The sequence below is a fragment of the Nocardia sp. TBRC8007 genome (genome assembly GCF_056629435.1).
This window is the reverse complement of record NZ_JBWSOR010000003.1, coordinates 211585-237803: the sequence shown is the minus strand read 5'-3', so window position 1 is coordinate 237803 and position 26219 is coordinate 211585. Positions and strand designations below refer to the sequence as shown.

Here is a 26219-nt window from a genome sequence, read left to right as displayed (position 1 = left end):
GCGCGCTCCACGCGGCCCCAGCGCGCGGCGGCAGCCTTGGCCGTGGGGAAGCAAGATAGCACAGGACGTAGTCGGCATGTCAGGCTGTGACTCGAGTCAGGCCGAGGTCGATCGGACATGGTGCGCGGCCCGTGCTTCGAACCCGTCACACAATGCGTCGAGCCCGCTGTAGAGCAGTTCCTCGTAGGACAGGGTGCCTGCCCCGCCGCCGATGAGTTCGGCGGGTATCGGCGAGATCGATCGGTCCGTCGCGGCTTCTGTCAGTGAGCGCAGCTGATTGTCGTCGGAGTGCGTGCCCTTGCGGGTCATCAGCGCGGTACTGATCTCCGGCAAAGTAGCGCCGGAGATGTAATTCCACACGGTGAGGGACATGCTCGTCGCCTCGCGGATAGACACCCCGAGCTCCAGGAAGCCGTCCACTAGCCAGGCCAAGCAGGCCAAGCTCGGTGGGCCGGGGCTATAGCGTGGGGTGGCGAAGGTGAGCAGCACCCACGGATGTCGCCGATAGAGCGCCCGGTCGATCTCGGCGGCGATGTGGACCCGATCGCGCCAGGTCCACTGCTGTCCCTCTGGCGAGGGGTACGGGGTGCGCCGTGCCACTTCGTCGGTCATCGCCGCCAACAGTTCGTCTTTGTTCGCGATATGGCGGTACAGCGACATGGCTCCTACGCCGAGCCGGTCAGCGATGCGCCGCATGGACAGCGCATCCAAGCCTTCGGCATCGGCAAGCTCGATCGCGGCGTCGATGATAGCAGTGCGGTGCAGCTTGTTCTCGGTCATCCTCGGGCTCGCTTTCCGTGCTGAACCTGAATGCGTACACTGTACCCTAATGCATGCGTACGACGTACGCGCTACGAGAAAGGATGCTTGGGATGGCTGACGCACAGGCAGTATCGACCGTGTCCATTGGACCGGGAATGACGGCTCCGCGTCGTGCCTGGTTGGGGCTCGCGGTCTTGCTGCTGCCGGTGCTACTGGTGTCGATGGATATATCAGTGCTTTTCCTCGCCCTGCCGAGACTGACCCTCGACCTGGATCCCTCGGCGGGCCAGCAGCTGTGGATTCTCGATATCTATGGGTTCCTGATCGCGGGTCTGCTGATCACGATGGGCAATCTTGGTGATCGGGTCGGGCGACGCACCATCCTGCTGGCGGGTGCCGCGATCTTCGGCATCGCGTCGGTGCTCGCGGCGTTCGCACCGAGTGCGAGCATGCTGATCGCCGCTCGGGCGCTGATGGGTATCGGGGGTGCGACTCTGTTGCCGTCCAGCCTGGCGCTGATTTCCAGCCTGTTCCCCGACACACGCACGCGTGCTACCGCGATCGGCATCTGGACGGGGTTTTTCGCGGGTGGTTCGGTCGCGGGACCGATCGTGGGCGGTGTGCTGCTGCACCACTTCTGGTGGGGCTCGGTATTTCTCATCAATATCCCGGTGCTGTTGATCCTGCTCGCGCTCGGCCCGCTCGTATTGCCGGAACATCGGGAGCGCGTACTGGGGCCACTGGATCTGCCGAGCGTCGCCTTGTCGATCGGCGGCATCCTTCCCGTGGTGTACAGCATCAAGCACGCCGCGACCACTGGTGTCGATGCGGAAGCGATCGCTATCGGGTTGATCGGCGTGATCAGCTCGATCGTGTTTGTCCGCAGACAGCGGCAGCTCGACGAACCACTGCTCGATATGAGGCTCTTCGCCAAGGCTCAGTTCTCGGTGGCGGTCGGCTCCAGCTCGGCAGGCATGATGTCGCTAGCCGGTCTGAGCTACCTGAGCAGTATCTACCTGCAGTCGGTCACCGGACGCACACCGTTGGCCGCGGCACTGCTCGGCATCCCGATGGCGATCGCGGTGTTCTTCTGCTCGGTCGGTGGCGCGGCGGCCGGTCATCGGTTCGGTGCCCGAGCCGTCTTTGTGTTCGCGCTACTTGCCGCCGCAGTGGGCAACCTGATGCTGCTCGGCGTCGGGGTACACGGTGGACTCTGGGCATATCTGGTCGGGTCGACCATTGCCGGAATCGGCTATGGCCTGGCCTTCACGCTGGTGTCCGATGTCGCAGTGTCCTCGGTGCCACCGGAGCGAGCCGGTTCGGCGGTCGGCATCTCGGAGACCAGCTTCGAGCTGGGCAACGCGTTGGGGCTGGCGCTGCTCGGTTCCCTAGCTGCGCTGATCTTCCGATCGGGTGGTGACTACAAGGACACGCTTGGCGAGACCATCCAGAAGGCCGACGGCAATACGGCGCTGATCGAATCGGCGCGCGAATCCTTTGTCCATGGAATGCATGCCGCGGTGACCGCGGGCGCGATGGTGCTTGTGGCGATGGCGCTATCGGCCTGGTTCGCCCTTCGTGCCCGTCGCTGATCGTCTCGGACGAGCGCCGGGCCTCGTCTGCTGTCGAATAGCGCGGTATCATCGTGCGATGCCGGAACATTCATGAAATGGTCGATACGCCCCCGCGACATGCCGAGACATAGGATCGACGGGTGCGTGAATCTGGTACGAGTGATCCGGTTGCGCCGAGCCGTGCAACGGTGCTCGCGCTCGCTGACTCCCGGCTACCGATCGGCGGGCATGTGCACTCCGGTGGTATGGAAGAGGCCATCGCTTCTGGTCTGGTTCGGGACGTGGCGACAGTGGAGCTGTATGTACGTCGCCGGATTCTGACTTCAGGCCTGGTAGCCGCGTCGCTGGCCGCTGCCGTATGCGCGGGTGAACTCGACTCGGCCCGCGCTGACCTGGAGGCCGACGCGCGAACTCCCGCACCTAGCGCGCGAGTCGCCTCCCGCGCCCAGGGCCGAGGTCTGTTACGGCTGGCCAAACAGCTGTGGCCCCGGCACGATTGGTCACCCCTCAGGGCGACCCCTCACGCGTCGACGGCCTTTGGCATTGTGGGCAGGGCTGCCGCGGTATCTCCTAGGGAGATCGCGGGTGTGGTGGTCTACACCACGCTCACCGGCGCAGCGACCGCTGCCCAGCGCCTGCTCGCCCTTGATCCCGCCGCGATCGCCGCGTGCACGATCCGTCTTACCGACCTGTGCGACCGGATTTCCGCGGAAGCGGTGACCGGTCTCGCCGCAGTGTCGGACCCGTTGCAAGATGTGCTCGCTGAACGTCACCTACACCGTGACATGCCACTGTTCGCCAGCTGAAGCCCTGAGAGAAGGAGAATCGCTCTATGCCCCCGCACCTACTCGACAGTGAGCCACACAACCACAGCCACGACCGGCCCAAGCGGTCTCGCACGCCCGGCGAGCCGCTGCGTATCGGCATCGGTGGACCAGTCGGATCGGGCAAGACCGCATTGGTGGCCGCACTGTGCAGGCAGTTGCGTGCGGAGTTATCCCTTGCGGTGTTGACCAACGACATCTACACCACCGAGGACGCGGACTTTCTGCGCAGACACGCGGTGCTACCGGATGAGCGGATCACCGCCGTGCAGACCGGCGGTTGCCCGCATACCGCCATTCGCGATGACATCACCGCCAACCTCGACGCCATCGACGATCTGGTCGCGGCTAACTCGCCGTTGGATCTGATCCTGGTCGAGTCCGGTGGCGACAATCTCACCGCGACTTTCTCCTCTGGTCTGATCGACGCGCAGATCTTCGTTGTCGATGTGGCGGGGGGTGACAAAGTGCCGCGCAAAGGCGGTCCTGGCGTGACCTTCTCGGATCTTCTTGTGATCAATAAGACCGACCTCGCCCCGTTGGTCGGTGCGGACCTGGGTGTGATGGAGCGTGACGCGACGCGGGTGCGGAGCGACCGGCCGACAGTACTGATCTCGCTTACCGAGGACCCCGCGGCGGCACCGGTGCTGGCCTGGGTGCGCGAGCAGCTGCGTGTGATGGCCGAGCAGGACCGGACGGCCGCAGGCGAATCTGCTGTTGCGCACTGAGCTGAAGATAGTCGCCACCACCACGGCACTTCCGGAGATCCATGCCTCCGGCGGGCTATCGGCTCGCCGTACCGGCCCACATACCGTCCATCTCATCGGTACTGCCGCCACGCCGCTCGGCGGTGACGAGTTCGATGTCGTCGTGCTGGTAGAGCCGGGTGCAGAGCTGGTGGTGCGCTCGGTTGCGGCAACCCTCGCCCTGCCGGGCGAGGTGACACCGCTTTCGTTCGGGCACTGGCATTTCGAAGTCGGTAGTGGGGGAGTGCTGGATTTCGACCCTGAGCCGATGATCGTGGCGGATGACGCATGTCATCGCACCGTCACTACGATCCGGCTGGCGTCCGACGCCCGGCTGCGTATGCGCGAACGTATCCAGATCGGCCGTGCCGACGAGGATGGTGGCCGATGGCGGGGAGACTTGATCGCCGATGTCGGCGACATACCTTTGCTGCGCCATCGTCTGGAACTGGGTGCCGGTACATCTACCGACGACGTATTGGCCGCTGCCCGCGCGTTGGAGAGCGAACTCGTCTATCCCGATGAACGTCCGGTAATGGCGACAGGATTGACCCGGACCAGACTACCGTTGGCGGCTGGTGGCAGTTTGTTTACTAGTACCGGGGTGCTGCTCGCCGTGTGATCCGGCAGGATCCGCGTATCCATTGGGCCGAGACAGCTGATCGGCTGGAGATACTGGAGATAGCTGAGAATTTTCGGTCGAAGAGATTGTTGTCGATCGCGGCGTGCCGACACGCGGGAGCTTGTCGGTCGCGGGGTGGATTCCGGTAGCGCCGGAATCGACCCCGCGACTCATTCTTCGCACAGTGTCCGGTCAGCTGCCGACCGTCCGTGGGGGTGCGCTGAAAGCGTGCACCGCACCGAGAGTCGCGCCGACACCCGCACCGATGGCGGTCATAGGGACGATCATGAGCGCCGCGCCGTAGGCGGCGCCGATCGGTCCCGCGGCGAGGCCGATCGGCGCGAACGGCAGGCCGATGGACAGGCCGAGCGTACCCCCGGCGACAGCGCCGATCAGTGCGAACGGACTTGCCACTGCCGCGCCCGCTGCGGCACCGATCGCGGCGGCGCCGACGGTCTGGCTTGCGATACGATCGGATCTGGTTCGCTCCATCCCCACCGAGTCGAGGAATGTCGCCAGTTCGGCCTCCACTCGCGCAGCACCGTCGTTGATCTGGATCGCCTGCTCCCGGTAGAGCCAGTCCGGCGCGTCGACCTGCACATCACCGAAACGCAATTTGCCGGGTGGTGGTGCGATCGGCGGCACCGGGGCGACCGGAATAGGCGCGTGCAGTATGTCCACCGGAGCCAGGTAGTTCTTCTCCGGTATCGGTCGTGCCCACTGCAGCGAACTCAGCGTGTCTTCCGGGATCAGCAGACCCTCGTACGGGCGGACGTTGGGTGCCTTGGCGTCGGGCCACTGTACGACTTGATCACTCTGGTCCGTCCTGGTCGCCGAGGCGGGTGGTCCGGCCTCTGCGTTCGCGGTGCTGTTCCCCATCAGCACGAGTACCAGAGAAAGTGCTCCCGCCGCGACAGTCGAGCCGATTCGTTGCCGCCGTCGCGCGAGTGCTTTGTGCTTACCCGTTCCCATAGCTCGCCTTTCATCCGGAAGGGAGACTTCGACGCCTCACATTCGGATCTATCGGCGACCCGGATCGGTCGAGCGTACTGCGACACTCCGAATTGCAGTAACCAATTATTTGCTAATTCGGGTCAGCCGGCCTTGGCGTCGGTGGTGACCTTGTCCACGGCGACTCGGCTGTTGCCGGAGGCGCCGAGGGTAGCGGCCAGCTGTTCGGCATCTTCGTCATCACCGGTACTGATGGCCTCCAGAGCCAGTCGTGCGAACACCCACTGCTCGGTGGCCGCCATCTGTCCGCGGCTGCGGCCGAGGAAGGTGACGAACCATTGGATTACGGTGATGATCCGGCTGCGGTAGCCGACCAGATAGTACAAATGCAGTGCCAACCAGGCGAGCCACGCGATGAACCCGCCGAATTCGAGTTTGCCTACCTGGCACACGGCGCTGAAGCGCGAGATCGTGGCCATGCTGCCCTTGTTGAAGTACTTGAACGGCTTGCGATCCTGTGGTGTCTGCCCGGCCAGCCCCGCCTTGATCTGCCTGGCGGCATAGGTCGCGCCCTGGATGGCGCCTTGCGCTTGTCCCGGCACACCCGGCACCGACATCAAGTCGCCCACCACGAAGACGTTCGGATAGCCTTTGACGGTCAGATCCGGTTCGACTACGACCCGGCCCGCGCGGTCGACTTCGGTGCCATCGGATTGTTCGGCGAGCATTGCGCCCAGCGGGCTGGCCTGGACACCAGCCGACCAGACCTTGCACGACGATTCGATGCGGCGGGTCGTACCGTCGGAGTCCTTCACGGTAACCCCGAATGCATCGACATCGATCACCATGGCGTCGAGTTGGATCTCCACGCCCATATTCGCCAGCCGCCGCTCGGCCTTGCCACCGAGCTTCGGCCCCATCGGTGCGAGTACCGCATTCGCGCCCTCGATCAGCACGACGCGCGCGTCACGCGGATCGATGTTGTGGAAAGTTCCCTCCAGGGTGCGGTCGGAGAGCTCGGCGATCTGCCCGGCCAGCTCGACACCGGTCGGGCCTGCGCCGACGATGACGAAGGTCAGCAGGCGGTCACGATCTTCCTGGGTGGTGGCGAGCTCGGCCTGCTCGAACGCTCCGAGAATCCGCCCACGTAACTCGAGCGCGTCATCGATGGTCTTCATACCGGGCGCGTATGTGGCGAAATGGTCGTTGCCGAAGTAGGACTGCTGTGCGCCGGTCGCGACGATCAGGCTGTCGAACGAGGTGACTGTGTCCTGATCGAGCAGGCGTGAGGTCACGGTCCGGTTGCGCAGATCGATGTCGGTGACCTCACCGAGCAGCACATGCGCGTTCTTCTGTTTGCGCAGCACCAGCCGGGTGGCGGGTGCGATCTCGCCGACCGACAGGATGCCGGTCGCCACTTGATAGAGCAGTGGCTGGAACAAATGGGTCGAGGTCTTGGAGATCAGTGTGATATCGACGTCGGCGCGCGCGAGGTGTTTGGTGCCGAACAGGCCGCCGAATCCCGAGCCGATCACCACCACCCGGTGACGACCGTTATCGACAGTCTGGGTGCTCATCATCCTGCTCCTCGATGGACCTCGGGGCCGTCTCGGCGACGGTTCTTGACACGCCCAACCGTAGCCGCCGCGCAAGGGATCGTCACGGCGAGATCCCTCTCCCCGGCAAGGTACAGCACGATCTGGTCTCGACACGGCAGCGCCGACTGGAGAGTTGTCGCGACAACCCGGCTGACCTGAGGTGCTGGAGAGCTTATGCTGGAATTGTCGTTCAGGGAGGTTCCCATGGTCGTTGTTGACCGTGCGATCGGTTCGAGGCCGACGCTACCCCAGTCCGAGAACATCACACTGATCCACGCTCCGCGCGAACATCTGATCGATCGGGCGCTCGGCGTGTTGCCGGAACGCCGCCGGGTACTGGCCACCCCGCCACGGGGCAGTGAGACCGTCCCGGTGCGCGGCGACGCCGGATTGCCCTATCTCGGCAGGACCTTGCAGTATATACGTTGGGGTCCGGCCGATTTGATGGAGCGCTATCGCAGGTACGGGCCCGTCTCGCTGAACGTTACCTTCGGCCTCGACCGGGTGTTGGTCGCCGGTCCGGACGCGATCGACGAGGTGCTCGGTCGCAGGCGCCGAGACTTCGGTCAGGGCTGGGACTACTTTATCGGCCCGTTCTTCCGGCGTGGGTTGATGCTACTGGAGTTCGAGGAGCACAGATTCCACCGCAAGATCATGCAGCAGGCGTTCACCAGAGAGCGGCTGGAGGCGCACTTGGCGGCGCTGGCTCCGGTGGTGCGCGCGGGTATCGCGCGCTGGGTGCCACCAGGTAGCGTCGGCTGTACCGTGCCGCTGTTCCCGACGATCAAAGAGCTGACTCTCGACATCGCAGGTGAGAGTTTCATGGGTATCGACGTCGGCCCACAGCGCAGCAGACTCATCGACGCGTTTGTCGACTGCACTCACGCTGGGTTGGCGATCGTCCGGCATCCGGTGCCGGGCGGCAAGTGGCGGGCCGGGCTACGGGGAAGGAGGGTACTCGAGGAGTACTTCACCATGATGCTGCCGGACAAACGTCGTGGCGACTCGCCGGACTTCTTCTCCGGGCTGTGTCACGCGCGCAGTGAAGAAGGCGGCATCTTCGGTGACGCGGACGTGGTGAACCACATGATCTTCCTGATCCTGGCCGCGCATGACACTACTACGACGACAGCCACCGCGGCCGCCTATTACCTGGGTAAACATCCGGAATGGCAACAGCGGGTGCGTGCCGAGGTGGCGGCCATGGACGATCGACTCGGCGATGCCCCGCCGACCATTGCGGACCTGGACGGTCTGCGTGATCTGGGGCTCGTGGTCAAGGAGAGCTTACGGTTGATGCCCCCGGTGCCAGGGCTGCCGCGCCGCGCCGTACGGGATACCGAGATCGCAGGTCACTATATTCCGGCCGGTACCTATGTCGATATCTCTTATCAGATCAACCATCTGCTTCCAAAGCTATGGACCCATCCTGAACGATTCGACCCCGAGCGGTTCAGTGAGCAGCGGCGCGAGGACAAGTCACACCGCCTGGCGTGGATGCCATTCGGCGCGGGCGCGCACAAGTGCATCGGAATGCACTTCGGTACGTTCGAGGTGAAGACAGTGCTTGCCGCGCTGGTACGGGAGTACGAGTGGCGAATTCCGGAGTCATATCGAATGCCATGGGGATTCAACACGATTCCCTACCCCAGAGACGGTGCGCCCATCCGGCTGCTCAGACGTTCGGCAGGCTGACGGGAACGTAACCGCCCAGACTGGGGGCGTCAGCGGTCGGCGAAAAGCAACTCCGCGACCTTGGTATCGGTCTCGGCGCCGTCGGGATAGCCGCCTTCATTTCCCAATGCGCTCATGATGGCCAGGGTGTAACGCTCACCCGGGCCGGCGAAGCCGACCGAATTGACCACCCAGCCGTCCTGTTCCGCGGACCAACCGTTCTTCAGGCCTGGGCGCATCCGCGGACCCGCGCCCCACACGCCCCAATGCTGGTTGGAGTCCACTGCGCGCATCCGACCCAGCAGATACTCACGATCGTCAGGGTGCATCCGGTTGAGGATATGGTCCATCAGCCTGTCGAGGTCGGCGGCGGTGGACTTCTGGAACGACCAGTCCGGGTACAGGGCGGTATTGGTCGGCTGCGGCACCAGAGAGGTCATCCCATTGGCGCGAAAAGCGTTGTTGAACGCCATCCGGTCGATACCAGCGTACTTCGTCCAGAGTATATCCGCGGCAGCGTCGTTCGAGGTGGCCAGCATCGCTTCCATCAGGCCACGGTCATTGGCGGACAGCGTGATCGCGCCGACCCTGGCCCGGTTCAGCAGATCCGAGGCGATAGCCAGCTTGATCGTCGACGCGGTCCAGATCAAGTTCTCTGCGTTGGCGTTGGCATAGACCCCACCGGACACGCGGTCGCGTACGACATAGCCGGTCATGCCGGGGCGGGTTTCGAGGTAGGCATCGACCGCGGCGATGCGTCTGCTCATATCGCAGTCGAAACCGGGAAGGCACCCTTGGGTGTGCACGAACGGAGTGGCGTTCGCGATCGGGAGCGTAGTTGGGGAATTCGGAGCAAGGATTGCCGCAGTGGCGAGAACACAGACAGAGGCGGCTAAGCGAGCAACGGCTCGGGTAGCCGGGGACGGGTAACGCACGAGGAATTACGATCGCACATCACGGATTCGGATGCACGTCTTGAGCTCAGTTCAGTATTGTGTTAGGGAAATCGTGTGCGTCTGCGCCGCAGCGGTTTCGGATGCCCTGTGGCGGCCCTGTACTCCGCGGTGGTCTTGTCGGTCAGCGGAATGCTGCGCGAAGTTCTTCGACGGTGCGTCCGTTGAGTCGGTAACAGTGCTCGAACGCCTCACCCCGCCGGTCCTGAGGCCAGGATTGCAGGACGACGGTGTGCCCGTAGTGGCGCGAGTTGACGAGATCCCAGCGCTCGCCGACCCGGCGGACTGTGAATCCGCCTCTCGGAATCAGGGGAATCACCATCGCATTCATGAACGCGAACCAGCCTTTCGGTACAGCTCTTTCGTTCCTCCCCGGTGTTGCACTGTTGCACATCGTGCGAGCGCAGCTCGCGTGACACGGGAGTAATCCGTTCTTGTGTGCTCTATTTCACTCTTCTGCGAATGAGGCGGTCGAATGGGGCGGTGCAGTAGCGCTTCGGCGCCGAGCGTATAAACGTGCACGAAGTCCGAGGTCGGCGCAGCCCGACACCATCGACCGAGAGGGCGTAGATGCCGCTGCACATCCACCGGGCCGAGCATGCCGGCGTCCTTGCCCAGGCCCTCGCCGGGACGTTGGCGGCACCGCAGGAGGACCCGTTCGCGACCGAGGTAGTCGCAGTGCCCGCGAAAGGTGTTGAGCGTTGGCTGGCGCAGACACTCTCGATGGTGCTCGGTGCGGATCGCTCGGCGGACGGCGTCTGCGCGAATATCGCGTTCCCTTCGCCTGCCGCACTGGTCGCCGAGGTGCTCGCCGTGGCGAGCGCTGTGGCTCCCGATGACGATCCGTGGTCCGAGCAGCGTGTGGTGTGGACGTTACTGCGGGTCATCGACGCGACAGTGTCCGAGCCGTGGTGTGCGGTGCTGGCCAGACATCTCGACGCGCGGCACCGAGATGTTCACGCGGACCGCGCAGGTAGGCGTTACGCGACTGCGGCCAAGGTGACCGCGTTGTTCGACAGCTATAGCGTCCAGCGCCCGGCGCTGATCACAGAGTGGGCGGCGGGCCTGGATACCGATGGCACAGGCAAGGCGATGCCCGATGACCTGCTTTGGCAGCCGGCGCTGTGGCGCAGGTTACGTGCCGAGATCGGAGTGCCGAGCCCGGCCGAACGATTGGACGCGGCCTGCGCGCGGTTGCGCGCACAACCGGATCTGGTGGCGTTGCCGGAGCGGTTGTCACTGTTCGGCGTAACCCGGCTGTCCGGCGATCAGTTTGCCATCCTGTCCGCATTGGCCGCTGCCCGAGAAATCCATCTGTGGCTTCCACATCCGAGCCCAGTGCTGTGGTCGCGTCTGGCCGATGCACCGAGAGCGCGCTCCCGCGCCGTGGATCGCAGTGCCACGCTGGTGTCGCATCCACTCTTGACCGGGCTGTCTCGTGAGGTCAGGGAACTCCAGCAACAGCTGTCCGAGCTCGCAGCCGGTTCCGACATCCACTATTCCACCCCCGCGGCACCGCCTGGGGCCGTCGCCGCGGAAGCGGATTCGACTCCGACCTTGTTGCAGGCATTGCAGGCAGGTATCCGAGACGATCAGTGGCCGCCGGTGGTCGGAGCGGCCGATATCGACAGCACCGTGCAGGCACATGCGTGTCACGGTCCCACCCGGCAAGTCGAAGTGTTGCGGGAATGCCTGCTCGGGCTGTTCGCGGCCGATGCCACGCTCCAGCCTCGTGATGTGCTGATCATGTGCCCGGAGGTGGAGACGTATGTGCCGCTGGTGCGGGCGGCGTTCGACCAGCATGCCGCAGGGGTGCTAGAGGAGCAGGGAGATCCGGCGCATCCGGCGCATCGGCTGCGGGTACGGGTGGCCGACCGAGGGCGTGGAGTGACCAATCCACTGCTTATGGTGATCCAGGTGCTGCTGGAGTTGGCCGATGGACGGGTGAGTGTGACTCAGGTGCTCGACGTCGCGGCCACCGAAGTTGTCCGGCGACGGTGCGGATTCGATGATGACGACATCGAGCGGCTGCGGGAATGGGCGGCGGAATCAGGAGCGCGGTGGGGAATCGGGCAGCGTCAGCGGCAAGCGTTCGGGCTGGCTGACTTCGCGCAGAACACACTCAACAGTGCGGTGGACCGGATCTTGCTCGGCGTCACCGCGGGTGAAACGTCCGATGATTGGTTGGATCTCGTGCTTCCACTGGATGATGTGGACAGCAATGACGTCGACTTAGCCGGGCGCTTTGCCGAATTCGTGGATCGGCTCGCGGTGTGTTTGCGCGATCTGCGCGGTCCCCGGCCTGCACACGAGTGGGCGGCGATACTCGGCCGTGCACTCGACCTGCTGACCGATGTGCCGGATTCTCAGGCATGGTTACGTATCGAGGCAAGGCAGGAGCTCGCCGCTGTTACCGACCACGCGGGCGAAGTATTGCTGCGGCTGAGCGATATCGGGGTATTGCTACGGACACGCCTGGCGACTGGGCCGGTTCGGACCAATTTCCGCACTGGGGATCTGACGGTATGTGCGATGGCGCCGATGCGGTCGGTGCCGCACCGGGTCGTGGTGCTGCTCGGCATGGACGACGAGGTGTTCCCCCGCGCCACCGTAGCGGAGGGCGACAACGCGCTGGCTCGGGAACCACTTCTGGGTGAACGGGATCCACGCGCTATCGACCGGCAGTTGTTGTTGGAGGCGATTTTCGCGGCCCGTGACACCTTGTTGGTGCTGTACACCGGCGCGGATCCGGTGAGTGGTGCTTATCGCCCGCCTGCCGTTCCGATCGCCGAGTTGCTGGATGTGCTGCGGGCTCACCTCGGGGCCGAGGCGATGAGCGCGGTGGCCAACCGGCATCCGTTGCAGGCCTTCGATCCCCGTAATTTCAAGGCCGAGCGACCACGCAGTTTCGACACCGTGGCCCTGGCGGGAGCCCGCGCGTTCGGCAGGGCCACACAGCCGCCCGCAGCGTTCCTGTCCGCCCCGCTGCCCGCCGCGGATACAACGGATGTGGCGCTCGCCGAACTGATCTCGTTCGCCGAGCACCCAGTACGTGGTTTCCTGTGGCAGCGCCTCGGCCTACGAGTTCCCGAGCACGAGGAAGACATCGACGACCGGTTGCCCATCGAGCTCGATGGGCTGGCCAAGTGGGAACTGGGCGAGCGCTTCCTCGCGGCTCGCTTGACCGGCGCGGACCCGGCGGGGTTGCGGGCGGCGGAATGGCGCCGAGGTACATTGCCGCCCTTCGGTTTCGGTGCTGCTGTACTCGATGAGGTCGAGCACATCGTGGACCGATTGGTGCGTGCCGCGCAGGCGGACTATACGGGCGTGGCGCGCGCTGTGGACATCGCAGTGGATCTGGGCGACCGGCGTAGGCTTACCGGCACAGTGCCGGATGTGCGTGGTGAAACCCTTGTTCGCACTACCTTCTCCCGACTTGCTCCGAAACATCGGATCAGCAACTGGATTTCGTTGCTCGCACTCGCCGCGACAGAGGATCGTTCGTGGCGTGCGGTGAGCACAGGGCGCGGCCGGTTCGGCCGTCCGGTATGGCGCTGTGCGCTCACCGCGCCCGAGGCGTCGAGGGCGAGGGAGATTCTGCGCGCACTGGTCGCTGTGCGGGACGCCGGGCTGACCGAACCATTGCCGATCGCACCCGCCGCCTCCGCGGTATACGCTGAACGGCGCTTCCGTGGGGCGAGCACCGACGACGCGACCGCCGCGGCGGAGCGTGAGTTCAACGGCGGCCCGAACGGTCCTGGTTCCTTCGGTGATCACACCGACCGCCATCTGCGCTATGTCTGGGGTCCGGCACCGCGATTCTACGACCTCATGTCCGTACCAGCTGCCGTGGGCGAGCCGGAAGAGACCACCCGCTTCGGCGCACTGGCCCGGCGCATGTGGGACCCGCTGCTCGCCGCGGAGAATCAGGGGCAGCCATGACTGTGCGCGAAACCACCCTCGCGACTACGGTGCCGGCCACCGCCGAGTTCGAGTCATATGGGTCGTTACCGACCGGGACGACGGTGCTGGAGGCCAGTGCGGGTACCGGCAAGACACATGCCATCGTCGGGCTCGCCGTACGTTATGTCGCCGAGGCGGGTATCGATGTGTCGCAGTTGCTGTTGGTGACATTCAGCCGAGCGGCTACCCAGGAACTGCGGGAACGCGCCCGTGTTCGGTTTGTCTGCGTCGCTGCCGGATTGGCAGACCCAGCCGCGGCGCGCGCGCATGCCGACGACTTGGTCCGATACTTGGCGCAGGCCGATGTCGACGAGGTACGGCAGCGGCGGCAGCGGCTGCTGACCGCGTTGTCGGATTTCGACGCGGGCACCATCGCCACCACACACAGTTTCTGTCAGCGTATGCTCGATGAGCTCGGATTCGCGGGTGAATACGATCCGAGCACCAGGCTGGTAGAGGCTGTCGACGATCTTGTCGGCACCATCGTCGACGACCTGTATCTGAACCGCTACGCCCGTGCCGAACCTCCGTTCTCGCTGAAAGAGGCTCGTACGCTGGCGCTGGCCGCCGTGCGGGACCGGCATGCGGCCCTGGTGCCAGACCAGGAATCCGGAGCAGGCGAGCGGGCGTCGTTCGCGCATGCGGTACGCGTGGAGACCGAACGCCGGAAACGGCTGGCCGGACTGCGCGACTTCGACGATCTGCTGAGTCTGTTGCACGAGGTCCTCTCCGACCCGGTGCACGGCCCGCGCGCATGCCGTCGCGTCCGCGCGCGCTACCGTGCCGTCTTGGTCGACGAATTTCAGGACACCGACCCCTTGCAATGGGATATCCTGCGTAGATCGTTCCATGGGCACACCACCTTGGTCTTGGTGGGTGATCCCAAACAGGCGATCTACGCCTTCCGCGGCGCCGAAGTGCTCAGCTATCTGGACGCGGTCGGGCACGCGGACAGCCGGGAAGAGCTCACCACCAACTGGCGTAGCGATGCGGGACTGCTGGCTGCGCTGGACCATCTCCATGGCGGCGCGATATTGGGACACAAGGATATCCGCGTGCGGTCGGTCGCCGCGACCAGATCGTGGTCGCGGCTGTCCGGACCGAGAGAGCTGACTACCCCGATGCGTATCAGATGTCTGCCGCGTACCGGCGCCGGACCGTTGAACAAGTCGGGTTTCCCGGCTGTCGGCCGTATGCGGGCCAAGGTCGCCGACGACCTGGCCGCCGATATCGCCGACCTGCTCGAGTCCGGTGTGCTGCTCGATATGCATGCCGAACCCGTTGCCACCGGCAAGGACTCGGATGTGGCACCACCCATGGATGCGGTGCGCAGGCCGATCGGGCCCGGCGATATCGCGGTTCTGGTGCGGACTCGTTCCCAGATCGATGTGGTGCGTGCCGCGCTGGACCGCGTTGGCATCGGCTCGGTGCTCGCAGGCGGGACCAGTGTCTTCGCGACCACGAGCGCGATCGATTGGTTGTGGGTGCTGCGGGCGCTGGAACAGCCACATCGCGGTGATCGAGTGCGGTTGGCCGCGAGTACGCCGCTATTCGGTGTCACCGTGGCCGAGATCGACAGGGGCGGGGTTGACCTGGTCGGACGGATCAGCGCCCAATTGCGCGCGTCCGCAAGGCTTTTCGCCCGGACGGGTTTCGCCGCTGTCTTCGAGAAGATTGCCGCCGAAGCACAGGTGGCCCAGCGGCTGCTCGCCGAAGAACAGGGGGAGCGCAGGCTCACCGATCTGCGGCATATCGCTCAGCTGCTCGATCAGGTCGCGAGCACCGAGGGCCTCGGGCTGACCGCATTGACCCGGTGGTTGGCCGACCGGGTCCGTGATCCCGCCTCCGGTGTTGTCGCAGACCGTAGCCGAAGACTGGACCGGGACGCCGCCGCTGTCCAGATCGCGACGATACACGCCAGCAAGGGTTTGGAATTTCCGATCGTCTATGTGCCGTTCGCATGGGACAGCGCCAAGAACCCGTATCCGGCGACGCTGCTGTTGCATGCTGATGACGGCGCTCGGGTACTGGATATGGGTGGTCCGGACGCCTCCGGGTACGCCGAACGCAAGGCGCGTAGCGAGGCCGAGGAAGCCGGGGAGGAACTCCGTCTTTTGTATGTCGCGCTGACTCGAGCACGGTGCCAGGTCGTCGTTTGGTGGGCGCCCTCGATCACCACCGCGGCTGCCCCGCTGCACCGGATGATCTTCGGGCGGCCCGATCGTTCCGCCGAGGTCGCCGCGCGCGCTGCCGTACCCGCGGATGCGGTTGCCGCATCGAACTTGTCGGTCTGGGCCGCGGACGCGGGTGCGGCGATTTCGGTGACGGCGGTCGCGGGGGTGGACACCGGTGCGCTCCGGCGGGTACGCGCCGAGCCTGTGTTCGGCGAGCTGGCCGCAGCGCGGTTCGATCGTGCCCTGGATCAGCACTGGCGGCGCACTTCGTATTCGGCGCTGACCGCGGCTGGGCACGGAGCAGCCGGGCTAGCGGCGGCAGACGGCGCGCCGGAGCGCACCAGGGAGCTGGGTGACGAGCCGGTGGACGCACCACTGTCCAGCCCGGTCGACCCGGATCAGCCGGGTGCCGCATCACTGATGAACGCATTACCCTATGGCGCGGAGTTCGGCACTCTCGTGCACGGTGTTCTGGAACGGATCGTCACCGACAGGGCGGATCTGGCAGCCGAGGTACGCGATCGGTGCCGTGCGACAGTAGCCGAGCTGATGGCCGAGGTGGATCCGGAGCAGCTCGCCCCCGCTCTGCTCGCAGTGCTGCGGACACCGCTGGGACATGGTTGCCTGGCCGATATCGCCTGTCGGGACCGACTCACCGAGCTCGAGTTCGAATTGCCCTTGGCCGGTGGCGACCGGATCGGCGCCACCACGGCGACATTGCGGCAGATCGTCGATCTGTTGCGTGTTCACCTTCCGGCGGACGATGACTTGTCCGGATATGCCGGCCAGCTGGCGGTATTGCCGGATATCCCGCTGCGCGGCTATCTCACCGGCAGTATCGACGCCGTACTGCGCGTCGACGACGGCGTGACCACGCGGTATATCATCGTCGACTACAAGACCAACCGGCTGGGCACAGGCGACCTCACTGTCGCGCACTATACCCGTGAACGCATGGCCGCCGAGATGGTGCGTTCCCACTACCCACTGCAGGCATTGTTGTATTCCGTTGCACTGCACCGATACCTGCGCTGGCGACTGCCCGGCTATGACCCGGCGCGCCATCTCGGCGGCACGCGGTATCTGTTCGTGCGTGGCATGATCGGACCGGCGACACCGGCGGGGTGCGGTGTTTTCGACTGGTATCCACCAGCTGAGCTGGTCGTCGCGCTTTCGGCGCTCCTGGCCGGGGAGGCCGGTCGGTGACGTCGATTCAGGTGGCGCAGCGGGGCACTGGCCTATTGCGCACATTCAACGAGGCAGGAGTGTTGTCGGCCGCTGATGTGCATGTCGCGCTCCGGCTGGGCAAGCTGGGTCGGGAACTGTCCGAGCAAGTGTTGTTCGCCGCGGCGCTGGCTGTGCGCGCCGTGCGCGCCGGATCGGTGTGTCTGGAGTTGGCTCGGATACGGGAGATCGGAGTCGACGCTGACGAAACCTGGGATACGGGTATCGATCCTGCGACGCTGCCGTGGCCGGATGCGGAGGCGTTGATCGCTGCGCTGCGGGTCAGCCCACTGGTCCGCGGGGGACCGATGGGACCGCTGCGGCCGCTGCGGCTGGTGGAATCTCAGAGCCGGGACGGCGCAGGCCCGTTGCTCTACTTGGACCGGTACTACCGGCAGGAGCGGACCATCCGGCGCGTGCTCACCGAGCGGTCTGCGCACCATCCCGTGGTCGATCCACAGACCGTGCGTCGTGAACTGGATCGATTGTTCGACACGGAGGCCGCAGTAGCGCCGGATCGGCAACGTCTGGCGGCCGCGCTCGCCGCGACGCACTGGATCACCGTGGTCGCAGGCGGGCCAGGGACCGGTAAGACGCACACCATCGCGCGGATCATCGCATTGTTGCTCGCACACCGCACGACGGAGCCGAAACTGCCCGCGCTACGCGTAGCCCTGGCCGCCCCGACCGGCAAAGCGGCAGCGCGACTGCAGGAAGCCGTGCGAGAACAGGCCGATTCGCTCGGATTGCCCGAGCTCACCGCCGCTACGCTGCATCGGCTGCTCGGCTGGCAACGTGGCCGCAGTACGCAGTTCAAGTATCACGAACACAACCGGCTGCCCTATGACGTGATCGTCATCGACGAGACTTCGATGGTCTCGTTGACGCTGATGAGCAGACTGCTGGCCGCATTGCGACCGGATACCAGGCTCATCTTGGTCGGCGACCCCGACCAGCTCGCCTCGGTCGACGCGGGTGCTGTACTCGCCGACCTGGTCGCAGGTCCCATCGCAGCCACCCCGAATCCGGTACTGGATCAGATCCTCGGTCCGGACATCACTGTGGCAGAGCATCAGGGGGAGAGGTTGACCGCGCAGGAGCGGGACCGGCTGCGAGGTGGCATCGTGCGACTGACCCGTGGCCGTAGATTCGGTGGCCGGATCGCGGACCTGGCAGTCGCGGTGCGAGCAGGTGATGCGGATACCGCACTCGCGCTGTTGCGCGCCGGCGGTGAGGAAGTGTCGTTGAGCATTCCTGATGATCTGACCGCGGTGCGTGCCGATATCGTGCGGGCCGCGCGCGCGGTCAGCGCGGCGGCATTCGAGGGCGACGCGACGGGTGCACTCGGCGCACTCGAATCCCATCGGCTGTTGTGCGCGCACCGCAGAGGACCTTTCGGTGTCGAGCGCTGGGATCGGATGGCCGCGGAGTGGGCGGTCACAGAGGGCGCGAGCGCCGCCCCGCAGCAGGCGCCGTGGTATCCAGGCCAGCCGCTTTTGGTCACCGCGAACGATCACGAGGCGCGCGTCTACAACGGCGATACCGGTGTCGTCGTACGCATGCCCGACGGTTCACTACGTGTGGCACTGCAACGCGGCAGTGCACCCTATCTCGTGCATCCCACCCAGTTTCCCACGGTGGTCACGGTCTTCGCCATGACCATCCACCGCAGCCAGGGCAGCCAGTACGACACCGTGTCGATCGTGTTGCCCGAGCCCGAATCGACCCTGTTGACCAGGGAGTTGCTCTACACCGCTATCACAAGGGCCCGTCGCCACGTACGGATCATCGGAACCGAAGAGTCCATCCGGGCAGGTATCGCGCGCCGGGTGCTGCGTGCCAGCGGACTGTCACGCCAGGAAGAGGAGTCCGGACTCGGATGACGCGATCACGCGGCCCAGTCGGTCAGGCAGTGGCCGGAGTGCGCTCCTGGCCGCGGTCGGCGGTGGCCGCGCGGTTCCGGCGGCGGTACGGCGTCCACCAGTTGGCCGGGCCCATCAGCTGGACCAGGGCGGGGACCAAGAGCATGCGAACCAGGGTGGCGTCCACGATGAGAGCGATGATCATGCCGAGACCGAGGAAACGCATAGGTGTCAGCGGGGACAGGGTGAACGCACCGGTGACGATCACCAGCAGGGTCGCTGCCGCGGTGATGACGCGAGCGGTCTTGATCGTGCCCGTGCGTACCGCTGTCGCGGTATCGGCGCCGGCGTCGTGCGCCTCGACCATACGTGAGAGCAGGAAGACTTCGTAGTCGGTGGACAGCCCGAAAACTACGGCGATGATCAGTACCAGTATGCCCGCCGCGATCGGGCCGGTGCTGACGCCGAGTACCCCGGATAGGTTTCCGGCACAGAAAATCCAGGTGAGTACGCCGAAGGTAGCGGCGAGACTGAGGAAGGCCAGCGTAACGGCCTTCAGTGGCAATACGATCGAGCGGAAAGCCACCGAGAGCAGCAGCACCGTCGCGGTGACCATGACGAGAATCATCCACGGCATCGCGGCGATGATCGAGCGCACACTGTCGGCCGTGACCGCTGTATCGCCGCCGATCCACAGGGCAGTGCCTTCCGGGGGAGTCAGGGCGCGGATATCGCGGACTGTGGCAGTCGCTGCTTCACTGCGATCGGTATCGCGCAGGAAGGCGTGGAATACGACGAAATCCTCGGCGCGACCTACCTGAAATACCTGCCGTACTCCCTCGACTGCGCGCAGAGCCGATACGGTCGCATCGACCGCGGCCGACTGCGGTGGACCGTCCGTCCCGTGCAACACAGCCGTCACCCCACTGCCCGCCGCAGGGAATTGTGTGGTGAGTTCCTCGACGGTAGTGCGCATCTCGTTGCCGGCGGGAAGCGCCCGATGATCGATGTCGCCGAGCCGCAGACCGGTCAGCGGTGCCGCGAACACCAAGAGGACAGCGCCGACGACCACGGTCACCAAGCCCGGACGACGCAGCACGAAGTCGACCACCCGTCCCCAGAACCGTTCGGTGCGATCACTGGTTCGCGCGGCGCCGATGCGGGTGCCGAACAGCGCCAGCAATGCGGGCAGCACGGTGAGCGAGAGCGCGGCGGCCAGTGCGACCGCGATGATCGCGCCGAAGCCCAGCGACCGGAGCACCGCCTGTGGGAAAACGAATGTGCCCGCGAACGCGCAGATCAGCAGCAGGGCCGAGAACGCGACGGTGCGACCTGCTGTCGCGTAGGTGCGTGTGATCGCCGATGTCGGGTCGTGTCCGTCCGCGATCTCCTCACGGAATCGGGTGACCAGGAACAATCCGTAGTCGATGGCCATGCCGAGCCCGAGCAGCGAGGCGATGTTCACCGCGAACGTACTCACTTCGGTGACTTCGGCGAGCAAGCGGATCGCGCCCATCGCCCCGAGCACCGCCAGCCCCCCGATGGTGACCGGGAATGATGCGGCGATCAGCCCTCCGAACACCACCACCAGGATGGCCAGTGTCAATGGCAGCGAAATGGCCTCGGCCCGGATCAGATCGCGTTGGGATTGCCCGTTGATCTCATTGGACAGCGCGCTGTAGCCGGACAAGTCGGTCTCGACCCCCGGCACGCGAAGCTGCGGTGCGACCTCGGGATACACGCTGATGCGCCTGCTGGCGTCACCAGCGAGGAACACGAGCGCGAGGGCGTACCGATTGTCGACCGAGCGCAGGAACTGCTGCCTGCCGAGCCCGCCATTCCAATAGGATTCGATCGGCCGCTGCAACAGAGCGGGGTCGATCTCGGCCAGCGCCTCCTGGACGCGTGGTCCGATATCGTCAAGTGTCTGCCCCTCGGGCACGGTGTATCGGACGACGATATCGGGGTTCTGCGGCCCGAGGTGATCGCGCACGAGCTGATCCACTCGCGCCGATTCGCTGCCAGGGTCGATGAATCCGGCAGCGCTGACCTTGTCGGCGACTCCGATGCCGAGCACACCACACAACAGCATCAATCCGACTACAATCGCGAGCACCGTGCGTGGCCGGGCGAGAACTATGCGGGCCAGGACAGTCATCACACGGCCATGTCGTACGGCGCTAGTTCGGCTTCCAGCCGTGTGGCGATCGTGTCGAGCAACGCCTCCAGCCTCGCCTCGATGCCGACGCCATTGCGGCAGGAGACGGTCAACTCCAGTGCGCCGCGGGTCTCGAGCATGGTGAACAACAGCGGCATCGCGCCACTGTGCTGGGGCAGCACTCGCATGGTGGTCGGTGTCCAGCCGGGCACAGCGAGCTCCGCCAGATCGAATCTGCCCATGTGGGACACGGTGGCCGATGCCATATTTCGGTTCAGCCGGGCGCCGAGCCAGTTACTCGCGCGAAGTACCCCGCGCACCACGCCGCCCGGAAATTTCGACAGCTTGCCGTTGTCCAGCTGGTTCAACTCGTGCTTCGCCGCCAACCCGGCACGTATCCGGCTGCTGACCACTTCCCAATTCTCGCCGGGCGCGACATCGATGAACAAGGGGAGTGCCAGATTGGCGGTGGAACGCAACGCGGGGTCGTGCCTGCGCAGGTCGACCGGAATCATGAAGCGTGACTTCGTGGTGGACTCGGCGGCAAGTACCGCCGCCACCCGTGCCACGACGCCCTTGCCGGTCGCATTGATCGTGCGATGGCGCAGGAGCCAGCGCGGGGCCGTGGGATCCTGCTTTCCGCGCCCGGTCGGCGCTTTGCTGGTGGGCAGCACCAAGGTAGGTTTGCCCGGCGCGCCGACCCGGGCCACCAACTCCGCGTCCGCGATCGGGTCGGGCGAACCGACGGGCGGATACCCACGCAATGCGCGGAACACGTCGTCCACCCACAGTCGCAGCCCCATGCCGTCCATCGCGCCGTGGAAAGCCCGGAACACCACGGTGGTCGGCTCCCCAGTGAGCAGCAGCACCTCGGTGGTTCGATCGGGGGTCGGACCGATCGGGCTGTTGATTACCGCATCGTCTTCCAAAGCGGCGTAGTTCAACGACCATCCCGGCACCACACGCACCGTGGCGGCCAGACCACTATCCACCCACTCGTCGCCGTCCCGGACCAGACGCGTGCCGGGATTGGCCACCGCGGCCACGTCGACGGCCCGCTGCAGCATCGCAGGGTCCAGACTGCCGTCGCCGTGGACAGCCAAGTGCATCACGAACGGCGGGCTCACTGTCCGCGTCGAGAAGTACAGGTGTTCGGTCGGGGTGATCTTCCTGCGGAAGACGGTGGTGTCGCTCATACTGGTCTCCGATACCGATGGGGCGTTCAGCGTAGCTGTCGAGTGAGTTCGATCGCCCCGCCTTCGGCCTGCAACCACGCCAGGAAGGCAGACAGTCCGCGGTCGCGGTCCATGATCGGCTGATAGCCGAAATCTCTCGCGGCAGCTGTGATGTCGTAGGTGGCGCTGCGGGTCATCAGTGCTACGGCATACCGCGACAGCGGAGGCGACCAGCGGGTCGAAACGGCTTGGATACGCCAGATCGCCTCGATAACGCCTACTGCCGCGGCGATGACCTTCGGGTTCGGTTTCCTGGTCGGTGGCTGGTATCCGAGCCGGGTGGCCACTTCGCCGAGAAACCCCCAGACATCGGTCTGCTCGGCATCGGCGATGAAATACGCTTTGCCGCCTACCGCATCCGAGGCCGCCGCTTTCACACAGGCGTCGACGATATTGTCGACATGGCAGAGTGAAGCGTACACGGTGCGGCCGAAGGAAAGGTCCGGCAGTGTTCCGGCGCCGGTTCGGCCGAGCAGCCGCACGATGGGGCCGGAGCGATCACCCGCGCCCCAGATCGCACGCGGGCGCAGCGCACAGGTGCGAAATCCGGGAGTATCGGCTGCCAGCACCGCGCGTTCGGCCGCGGCTTTGGTCTCCGAGTACAAGTTCAGGTAGCGCCGCGGGTACGGTATGGATTCATCGATATCGAGCTGGTCGCCGCCGTGATAGTCCATCAGCGCGCTCGGGCTGGAGATGAACACGAACCGGGTGGCTCCACCGTGCCGGGCCGAGTCGAGCAGCAGCTCGGTGGCCCGGACATTCTCGTTCCAGAACTGTTGTCTGGTGCCGCGCTCGTCGACTCGTGCCGCACTGTGGAAGACGATGTCGACGCCACGGGTCGCCTGTTCCAGCGAGGCTGGATCGGTGAGGTCACCGTAGACCAGCTGCACCTTGTCCATAGCGTCACCCAGATCGGTCAGTGTGCTGGTACGTCGTACCAGAATCGACACGTCGTGCTCGCCATCGCGAACCAGCCTGCGCGTCAGCGCCCCACCGAGAAATCCGGACGCACCAGTCACCAGAACTTTACTCATCGCCCCGCCTTCTCGCCAGGTTGGGTTCTCCACCAGGTCATACCGAAGATCTGGGTCAGGACCGCCGTCTGCAGCCTGCTGCGACCCGAGCCCTCGGCGGCTCGCAGCGCAGCCGGAATCTGGGCCGCGTGGACGAAGGTACTGAGAAAAGCGTCGAGCCACCATGCCATGCGCAGAACCCGGTTGTCCGGGCTGCGATCGGTCGCTGCGGCGACCGCGCCGCAGATCAGATAGAGCCATCCGAGAACCGGAATTGCCCGCAGTGCCGTTGTTCTCATCACTGTGTTCGTGCTCCGAGTTGCTTTGCCGCCCACAGCGTGAGGTGTTCGCGGCCGATCTTGGCGTTGTGCCGGATATCGACCGGGAAGGACGGGTGGACCAGGAAATCGGTGATCGTCTTGGTGCGGTCGAATTGCGCCCCGAGCGCCTGCAGTGCGGACACCGCAGTGTCCGCGTCGGCATCCGGTTCGATTTCGACGCAAAGTACTGGTCGTTGCGCACCTCGGCCACCGATCCCGACGAGTGCCGTGCGGGCGACACCCGCGACTGTATTGAAGATCTGCTCGACTTGGACGGTGAACATCGGTCCGTGCTCCGTGACCACCCGCTGGCTCTTACGTCCGCAGAACCAGATCCGTCCCTGTTCATCGATCCACGCGAGGTCGCCGGTGCGATGCCAGATCCGATCGCCATCGACGATCTTGCCCTGTGCATTCGCTCGCTCCGGCCAGTAGTACTTGGTGCTGACATTCGGACCGGCGACAACGAGCTCACCGATGCCGTGTGTGCTTTCCAGTTCCCCCGCGAGTTCCTCGGCGCGAGCCCAGGTCGGGATGGGTTCATCGGTGATAGCCACAATGCGTGCTTGCACTCGATGGGAGGGTCTGCCGATACAGGTCCCCGCACCATGGTGTGCCCGTTCGACCAACCCGTCCAGCAGTTCGCGGGATTCGATGGTGGACATCGGCAGCGCCTCTGTGGAACCGTATCCCGCGACGACCTGCGCGTCCTCGTTCAGCACCTCGCGCAGCCCGGCGATGCACCAGTCCGGTACCGGCGCGCCGCCGGAATAGATACTGCCGAGCGACTTCAGTTCGGTCGGATGAGTTCGCAGGTACTCGAGCAGCGGGATCAGTACTGCCGGGGAGGCGAACATGGTCCGCACGCCGAACTTCTCGATCGCGCTCACCACATGCGCGGGATCGGTCGCACCGACCTTGCTCGGGATCAGCGGCGGTAGCACACATCGTGCGCCGAGCAACAGATCCAGCACCCCGACCAATGGAAGGGTGATCAGGGACGCCTCCGGTGCGATTTCTCCCCGTGCCACGTGTATCTGCTCGACCATCGCGGCCAGATTGCCATGGGTCATCTGCACAGCCTTGGCCGGCCCGGTGCTCCCGGTGGTGAACGCGATCAGCAGCGGATCATCCTCGGTGGCCGGGTGGCCGACAGCAACGGTGCCCGTGGGCGTTCTACCCCATGCCGCCAGCGATTCACCGCGCCAGAACCACCGCTTGCCTACGGTGACCGCAGTGCGGACTGTGCGGAAGCTGCGGCGGAACAGCACGCGTAGCGCGTGTGCCTGCGGGATGCCGATGAATGCCTCGGCATCCACGGCACGCAGACAGCGCAACATCTTCCGCACACCCATGCCAGGATCGATCACTACGGGCACTGCTCCGATCTTGAGCAGCCCGAACATGATCGCATACAGCTCCGGGCTCGGCAGCACGAGCACGATGGTGCGTGTTCCGGTACCGACTCCGGAGGCGGCGAGTCGCTCGGCAATCGTGTCCGACCACAAATCCAGCTCGTGATAGGTCAGGCGGCGGTAGGTGGGCAGGCCATCAGGGCCTGCCCCGTCCGCATAGCGGATAGCCACCCGGTCGGGGTCGGTTCGGACGACCCCGCGAAACCGATCGATGGCCTGCCAATAGGTTCCCGCCGTCACGCAGATGCTCCAGCGATGGCAGGCAACCGGTACAGCACCGCGGCGGCCGAGGGCCCGGAGCCCGCAGCGACGAAAAGTACTTGGCTGAACCCTTCGATCGTGTCGTCCGAAACAGCCGAATCGTAGGCTGCGGTAAGTGCAGCCGTATGCGGATCGCCATCGCTCAGATCTGGTATGCGGACCGACTGCTGGTCGATGCCGAGGGCGGCGGCCAGCTTGGCCGGGAACTCCGGACTCGGTGTCGACGCGATCAGCACGATATCGCTCAGCGTGCTGCCCTCGGCCTCGGCGAGCGCGTGCCGCGCGGCCTCGACCGCCACATCCAACAGGCGGTCGTCGAAGCCGGGCTCTCGCTCTACCGTCATCAGGCCGCGGCCGACGGTGCCCATTGTCGAGACGTCGACATAGGCCTCGACCGCGGGTGAGCCCTCGCCCGCAGCAGTATGCACCCGGCCGAAACCGACAGGCGCATCGGTACGTTCCAGCAGCAGTGCGGCACCGCAGGTGGCGTAGGGGAACTCATCGTCTGCGGCGGAGCGGGCCAGTGAGGGATGGGTATCGCCAGAGACGATCAGGACGTGCTCGGCGCTGCCGGTCTCCAGAACAGAGGTAGCCACCTGCACTGCGTTGAGCACACTGACCGCGCCGTTCATCAGATCGAACGAGAAGGTCCGCGGATCGTCCTTGGCGTATTCCAAGCCGATGCCCGCCGACTTCTGGATCAGAGCCGATACGGCGGGTTCGACAGTGTTCGAATCGCGGAAGATACCCGCGTTGATGAGCAGACCGACCTGATCGGCACGGATTCCGGCGCGTTCGAGGCTTTGCCTGGCCGCGCGGCCGCTGTGTTCCACGATGCTGTGAGTATCGCCGGCGCGGCTGATACCGGTGGACTTGATACGTACGCTCAT

Annotated in this window: 19 protein-coding genes; 8 read left to right on the top strand and 11 right to left on the bottom strand. The window is 65.3% G+C overall.

Annotated features, from left to right (window positions below; all coding sequences use genetic code 11):
- Window positions 1–96 precede the first annotated feature (96 nt).
- Complete coding sequence (locus ACX4ZE_RS05290) at window positions 97–780, bottom strand: TetR/AcrR family transcriptional regulator (RefSeq protein ID WP_480272158.1); 684 nt, start codon at window positions 778–780, stop codon at window positions 97–99.
- A 137-nt stretch (window positions 781–917) separates the two neighbouring features.
- Between ACX4ZE_RS05290 and ACX4ZE_RS05285 the strand changes: the two genes are divergently transcribed.
- The 4 genes from ACX4ZE_RS05285 to ACX4ZE_RS05270 all read left to right on the top strand — a co-directional run bounded on the left by ACX4ZE_RS05285 (window position 918) and on the right by ACX4ZE_RS05270 (window position 4528).
- Window positions 918–2354, top strand: coding sequence for an MFS transporter (locus ACX4ZE_RS05285; RefSeq protein WP_480272251.1), 1437 nt, complete (start codon window positions 918–920; stop codon window positions 2352–2354).
- A gap of 122 nt (window positions 2355–2476) precedes the next feature.
- Complete coding sequence (locus ACX4ZE_RS05280; protein WP_480272157.1) at window positions 2477–3142, top strand: urease accessory protein UreF; 666 nt, start codon at window positions 2477–2479, stop codon at window positions 3140–3142.
- A gap of 26 nt (window positions 3143–3168) precedes the next feature.
- Window positions 3169–3888, top strand: coding sequence for an urease accessory protein UreG (gene ureG / locus ACX4ZE_RS05275; protein ID WP_480272156.1), 720 nt, complete (start codon window positions 3169–3171; stop codon window positions 3886–3888).
- Window positions 3878–4528 (top strand): urease accessory protein UreD, encoded by a 651-nt coding sequence (locus ACX4ZE_RS05270; RefSeq protein WP_480272155.1) that lies wholly within the window; start codon window positions 3878–3880, stop codon window positions 4526–4528. Before ureG ends, ACX4ZE_RS05270 begins: the two co-directional genes overlap by 11 nt.
- Window positions 4529–4720: 192 nt before the next feature.
- Here ACX4ZE_RS05270 and ACX4ZE_RS05265 read toward each other — a convergent pair whose 3' ends face one another.
- Both ACX4ZE_RS05265 and ACX4ZE_RS05260 read right to left on the bottom strand, forming a co-directional pair.
- Entirely contained in the window at window positions 4721–5500 is a 780-nt protein-coding gene (locus ACX4ZE_RS05265) for a hypothetical protein (protein ID WP_480272154.1), read from the bottom strand.
- A 122-nt stretch (window positions 5501–5622) separates the two neighbouring features.
- On the bottom strand, window positions 5623–7056 hold the full coding sequence (locus ACX4ZE_RS05260; RefSeq protein WP_480272250.1) for an NAD(P)/FAD-dependent oxidoreductase: 1434 nt from the start codon (window positions 7054–7056) through the stop codon (window positions 5623–5625).
- A gap of 225 nt (window positions 7057–7281) precedes the next feature.
- Between ACX4ZE_RS05260 and ACX4ZE_RS05255 the strand changes: the two genes are divergently transcribed.
- Window positions 7282–8772, top strand: coding sequence for a cytochrome P450 (locus ACX4ZE_RS05255; RefSeq protein WP_480272153.1), 1491 nt, complete (start codon window positions 7282–7284; stop codon window positions 8770–8772).
- A gap of 29 nt (window positions 8773–8801) precedes the next feature.
- On the opposite strand, the gene ACX4ZE_RS05250 is transcribed toward ACX4ZE_RS05255, so the two are convergent.
- Together ACX4ZE_RS05250 and ACX4ZE_RS05245 are read right to left on the bottom strand one after the other, a co-directional pair.
- Window positions 8802–9518 (bottom strand): serine hydrolase, encoded by a 717-nt coding sequence (locus ACX4ZE_RS05250; protein ID WP_480272152.1) that lies wholly within the window; start codon window positions 9516–9518, stop codon window positions 8802–8804.
- Window positions 9519–9828: 310 nt separating this feature from the next.
- Window positions 9829–10026, bottom strand: a complete 198-nt coding sequence (locus ACX4ZE_RS05245; protein ID WP_480272151.1) for a hypothetical protein — start codon at window positions 10024–10026, stop codon at window positions 9829–9831.
- Window positions 10027–10274: 248 nt separating this feature from the next.
- Here ACX4ZE_RS05245 and recC point away from each other — a divergent pair, with 248 nt between their 5' ends.
- Genes recC through recD form a run of 3 tightly spaced genes read left to right on the top strand, consistent with a single transcriptional unit; the run spans window position 10275 to window position 18948 of the window.
- Window positions 10275–13646: an exodeoxyribonuclease V subunit gamma gene (gene recC / locus ACX4ZE_RS05240; RefSeq protein ID WP_480272150.1), complete on the top strand. Its 3372-nt coding sequence runs from the start codon at window positions 10275–10277 to the stop codon at window positions 13644–13646.
- The gene (locus ACX4ZE_RS05235; protein WP_480272149.1) at window positions 13643–17047 is read left to right on the top strand and encodes a UvrD-helicase domain-containing protein; all 3405 of its coding nucleotides are present in this window, start codon (window positions 13643–13645) and stop codon (window positions 17045–17047) included. The genes recC and ACX4ZE_RS05235 overlap by 4 nt, the downstream gene beginning before the upstream one ends.
- Window positions 17044–18948: an exodeoxyribonuclease V subunit alpha gene (gene recD, locus ACX4ZE_RS05230; protein ID WP_480272148.1), complete on the top strand. Its 1905-nt coding sequence runs from the start codon at window positions 17044–17046 to the stop codon at window positions 18946–18948. The genes ACX4ZE_RS05235 and recD overlap by 4 nt, the downstream gene beginning before the upstream one ends.
- A 22-nt stretch (window positions 18949–18970) precedes the next feature.
- On the opposite strand, the gene ACX4ZE_RS05225 is transcribed toward recD, so the two are convergent.
- The 6 genes from ACX4ZE_RS05225 to ACX4ZE_RS05200 are packed head-to-tail and all read right to left on the bottom strand — an operon-like array spanning window position 18971 to window position 26219.
- Window positions 18971–21085 carry an MMPL family transporter gene (locus tag ACX4ZE_RS05225; protein ID WP_480272249.1) on the bottom strand — a complete coding sequence of 705 codons (2115 nt, stop codon included), beginning with the start codon at window positions 21083–21085 and terminating at the stop codon, window positions 18971–18973.
- Window positions 21085–22281, bottom strand: coding sequence for a peptide synthetase (locus tag ACX4ZE_RS05220; RefSeq protein ID WP_480272147.1), 1197 nt, complete (start codon window positions 22279–22281; stop codon window positions 21085–21087). The genes ACX4ZE_RS05225 and ACX4ZE_RS05220 overlap by 1 nt, the downstream gene beginning before the upstream one ends.
- Window positions 22282–22307: 26 nt before the next feature.
- Window positions 22308–23354: an NAD-dependent epimerase/dehydratase family protein gene (locus tag ACX4ZE_RS05215; protein WP_480272146.1), complete on the bottom strand. Its 1047-nt coding sequence runs from the start codon at window positions 23352–23354 to the stop codon at window positions 22308–22310.
- Window positions 23351–23632 (bottom strand): hypothetical protein, encoded by a 282-nt coding sequence (locus ACX4ZE_RS05210; protein ID WP_480272145.1) that lies wholly within the window; start codon window positions 23630–23632, stop codon window positions 23351–23353. The genes ACX4ZE_RS05215 and ACX4ZE_RS05210 overlap by 4 nt, the downstream gene beginning before the upstream one ends.
- Window positions 23632–25308 (bottom strand): fatty acid CoA ligase family protein, encoded by a 1677-nt coding sequence (locus ACX4ZE_RS05205; protein WP_480272144.1) that lies wholly within the window; start codon window positions 25306–25308, stop codon window positions 23632–23634. Before ACX4ZE_RS05205 ends, ACX4ZE_RS05210 begins: the two co-directional genes overlap by 1 nt.
- Window positions 25305–26219, bottom strand: a complete 915-nt coding sequence (locus ACX4ZE_RS05200) for a beta-ketoacyl-[acyl-carrier-protein] synthase family protein (RefSeq protein ID WP_480272143.1) — start codon at window positions 26217–26219, stop codon at window positions 25305–25307. Before ACX4ZE_RS05200 ends, ACX4ZE_RS05205 begins: the two co-directional genes overlap by 4 nt.

What these genes read in the sequence shown, in the direction of transcription:
- ACX4ZE_RS05290 (WP_480272158.1), bottom strand. Translation starts at nt 780, where the DNA reads ATGACCGAGAACAAGCTGCACCGCACTGCTATCATCGACGCCGCGATC.
- ACX4ZE_RS05285 (WP_480272251.1), top strand. Translation starts at nt 918, where the DNA reads ATGACGGCTCCGCGTCGTGCCTGGTTGGGGCTCGCGGTCTTGCTGCTG.
- ureG (WP_480272156.1), top strand. Translation starts at nt 3,169, where the DNA reads ATGCCCCCGCACCTACTCGACAGTGAGCCACACAACCACAGCCACGAC.
- ACX4ZE_RS05265 (WP_480272154.1), bottom strand. Translation starts at nt 5,500, where the DNA reads ATGGGAACGGGTAAGCACAAAGCACTCGCGCGACGGCGGCAACGAATC.
- ACX4ZE_RS05260 (WP_480272250.1), bottom strand. Translation starts at nt 7,056, where the DNA reads ATGAGCACCCAGACTGTCGATAACGGTCGTCACCGGGTGGTGGTGATC.
- ACX4ZE_RS05255 (WP_480272153.1), top strand. Translation starts at nt 7,282, where the DNA reads ATGGTCGTTGTTGACCGTGCGATCGGTTCGAGGCCGACGCTACCCCAG.
- ACX4ZE_RS05250 (WP_480272152.1), bottom strand. Translation starts at nt 9,518, where the DNA reads ATGAGCAGACGCATCGCCGCGGTCGATGCCTACCTCGAAACCCGCCCC.
- ACX4ZE_RS05245 (WP_480272151.1), bottom strand. Translation starts at nt 10,026, where the DNA reads ATGGTGATTCCCCTGATTCCGAGAGGCGGATTCACAGTCCGCCGGGTC.
- recC (WP_480272150.1), top strand. Translation starts at nt 10,275, where the DNA reads ATGCCGCTGCACATCCACCGGGCCGAGCATGCCGGCGTCCTTGCCCAG.
- ACX4ZE_RS05235 (WP_480272149.1), top strand. Translation starts at nt 13,643, where the DNA reads ATGACTGTGCGCGAAACCACCCTCGCGACTACGGTGCCGGCCACCGCC.
- ACX4ZE_RS05225 (WP_480272249.1), bottom strand. Translation starts at nt 21,085, where the DNA reads ATGACTGTCCTGGCCCGCATAGTTCTCGCCCGGCCACGCACGGTGCTC.
- ACX4ZE_RS05220 (WP_480272147.1), bottom strand. Translation starts at nt 22,281, where the DNA reads ATGAGCGACACCACCGTCTTCCGCAGGAAGATCACCCCGACCGAACAC.
- ACX4ZE_RS05215 (WP_480272146.1), bottom strand. Translation starts at nt 23,354, where the DNA reads ATGAGTAAAGTTCTGGTGACTGGTGCGTCCGGATTTCTCGGTGGGGCG.
- ACX4ZE_RS05210 (WP_480272145.1), bottom strand. Translation starts at nt 23,632, where the DNA reads ATGAGAACAACGGCACTGCGGGCAATTCCGGTTCTCGGATGGCTCTAT.
- ACX4ZE_RS05200 (WP_480272143.1), bottom strand. Translation starts at nt 26,219, where the DNA reads ATGAGCGTACGTATCAAGTCCACCGGTATCAGCCGCGCCGGCGATACT.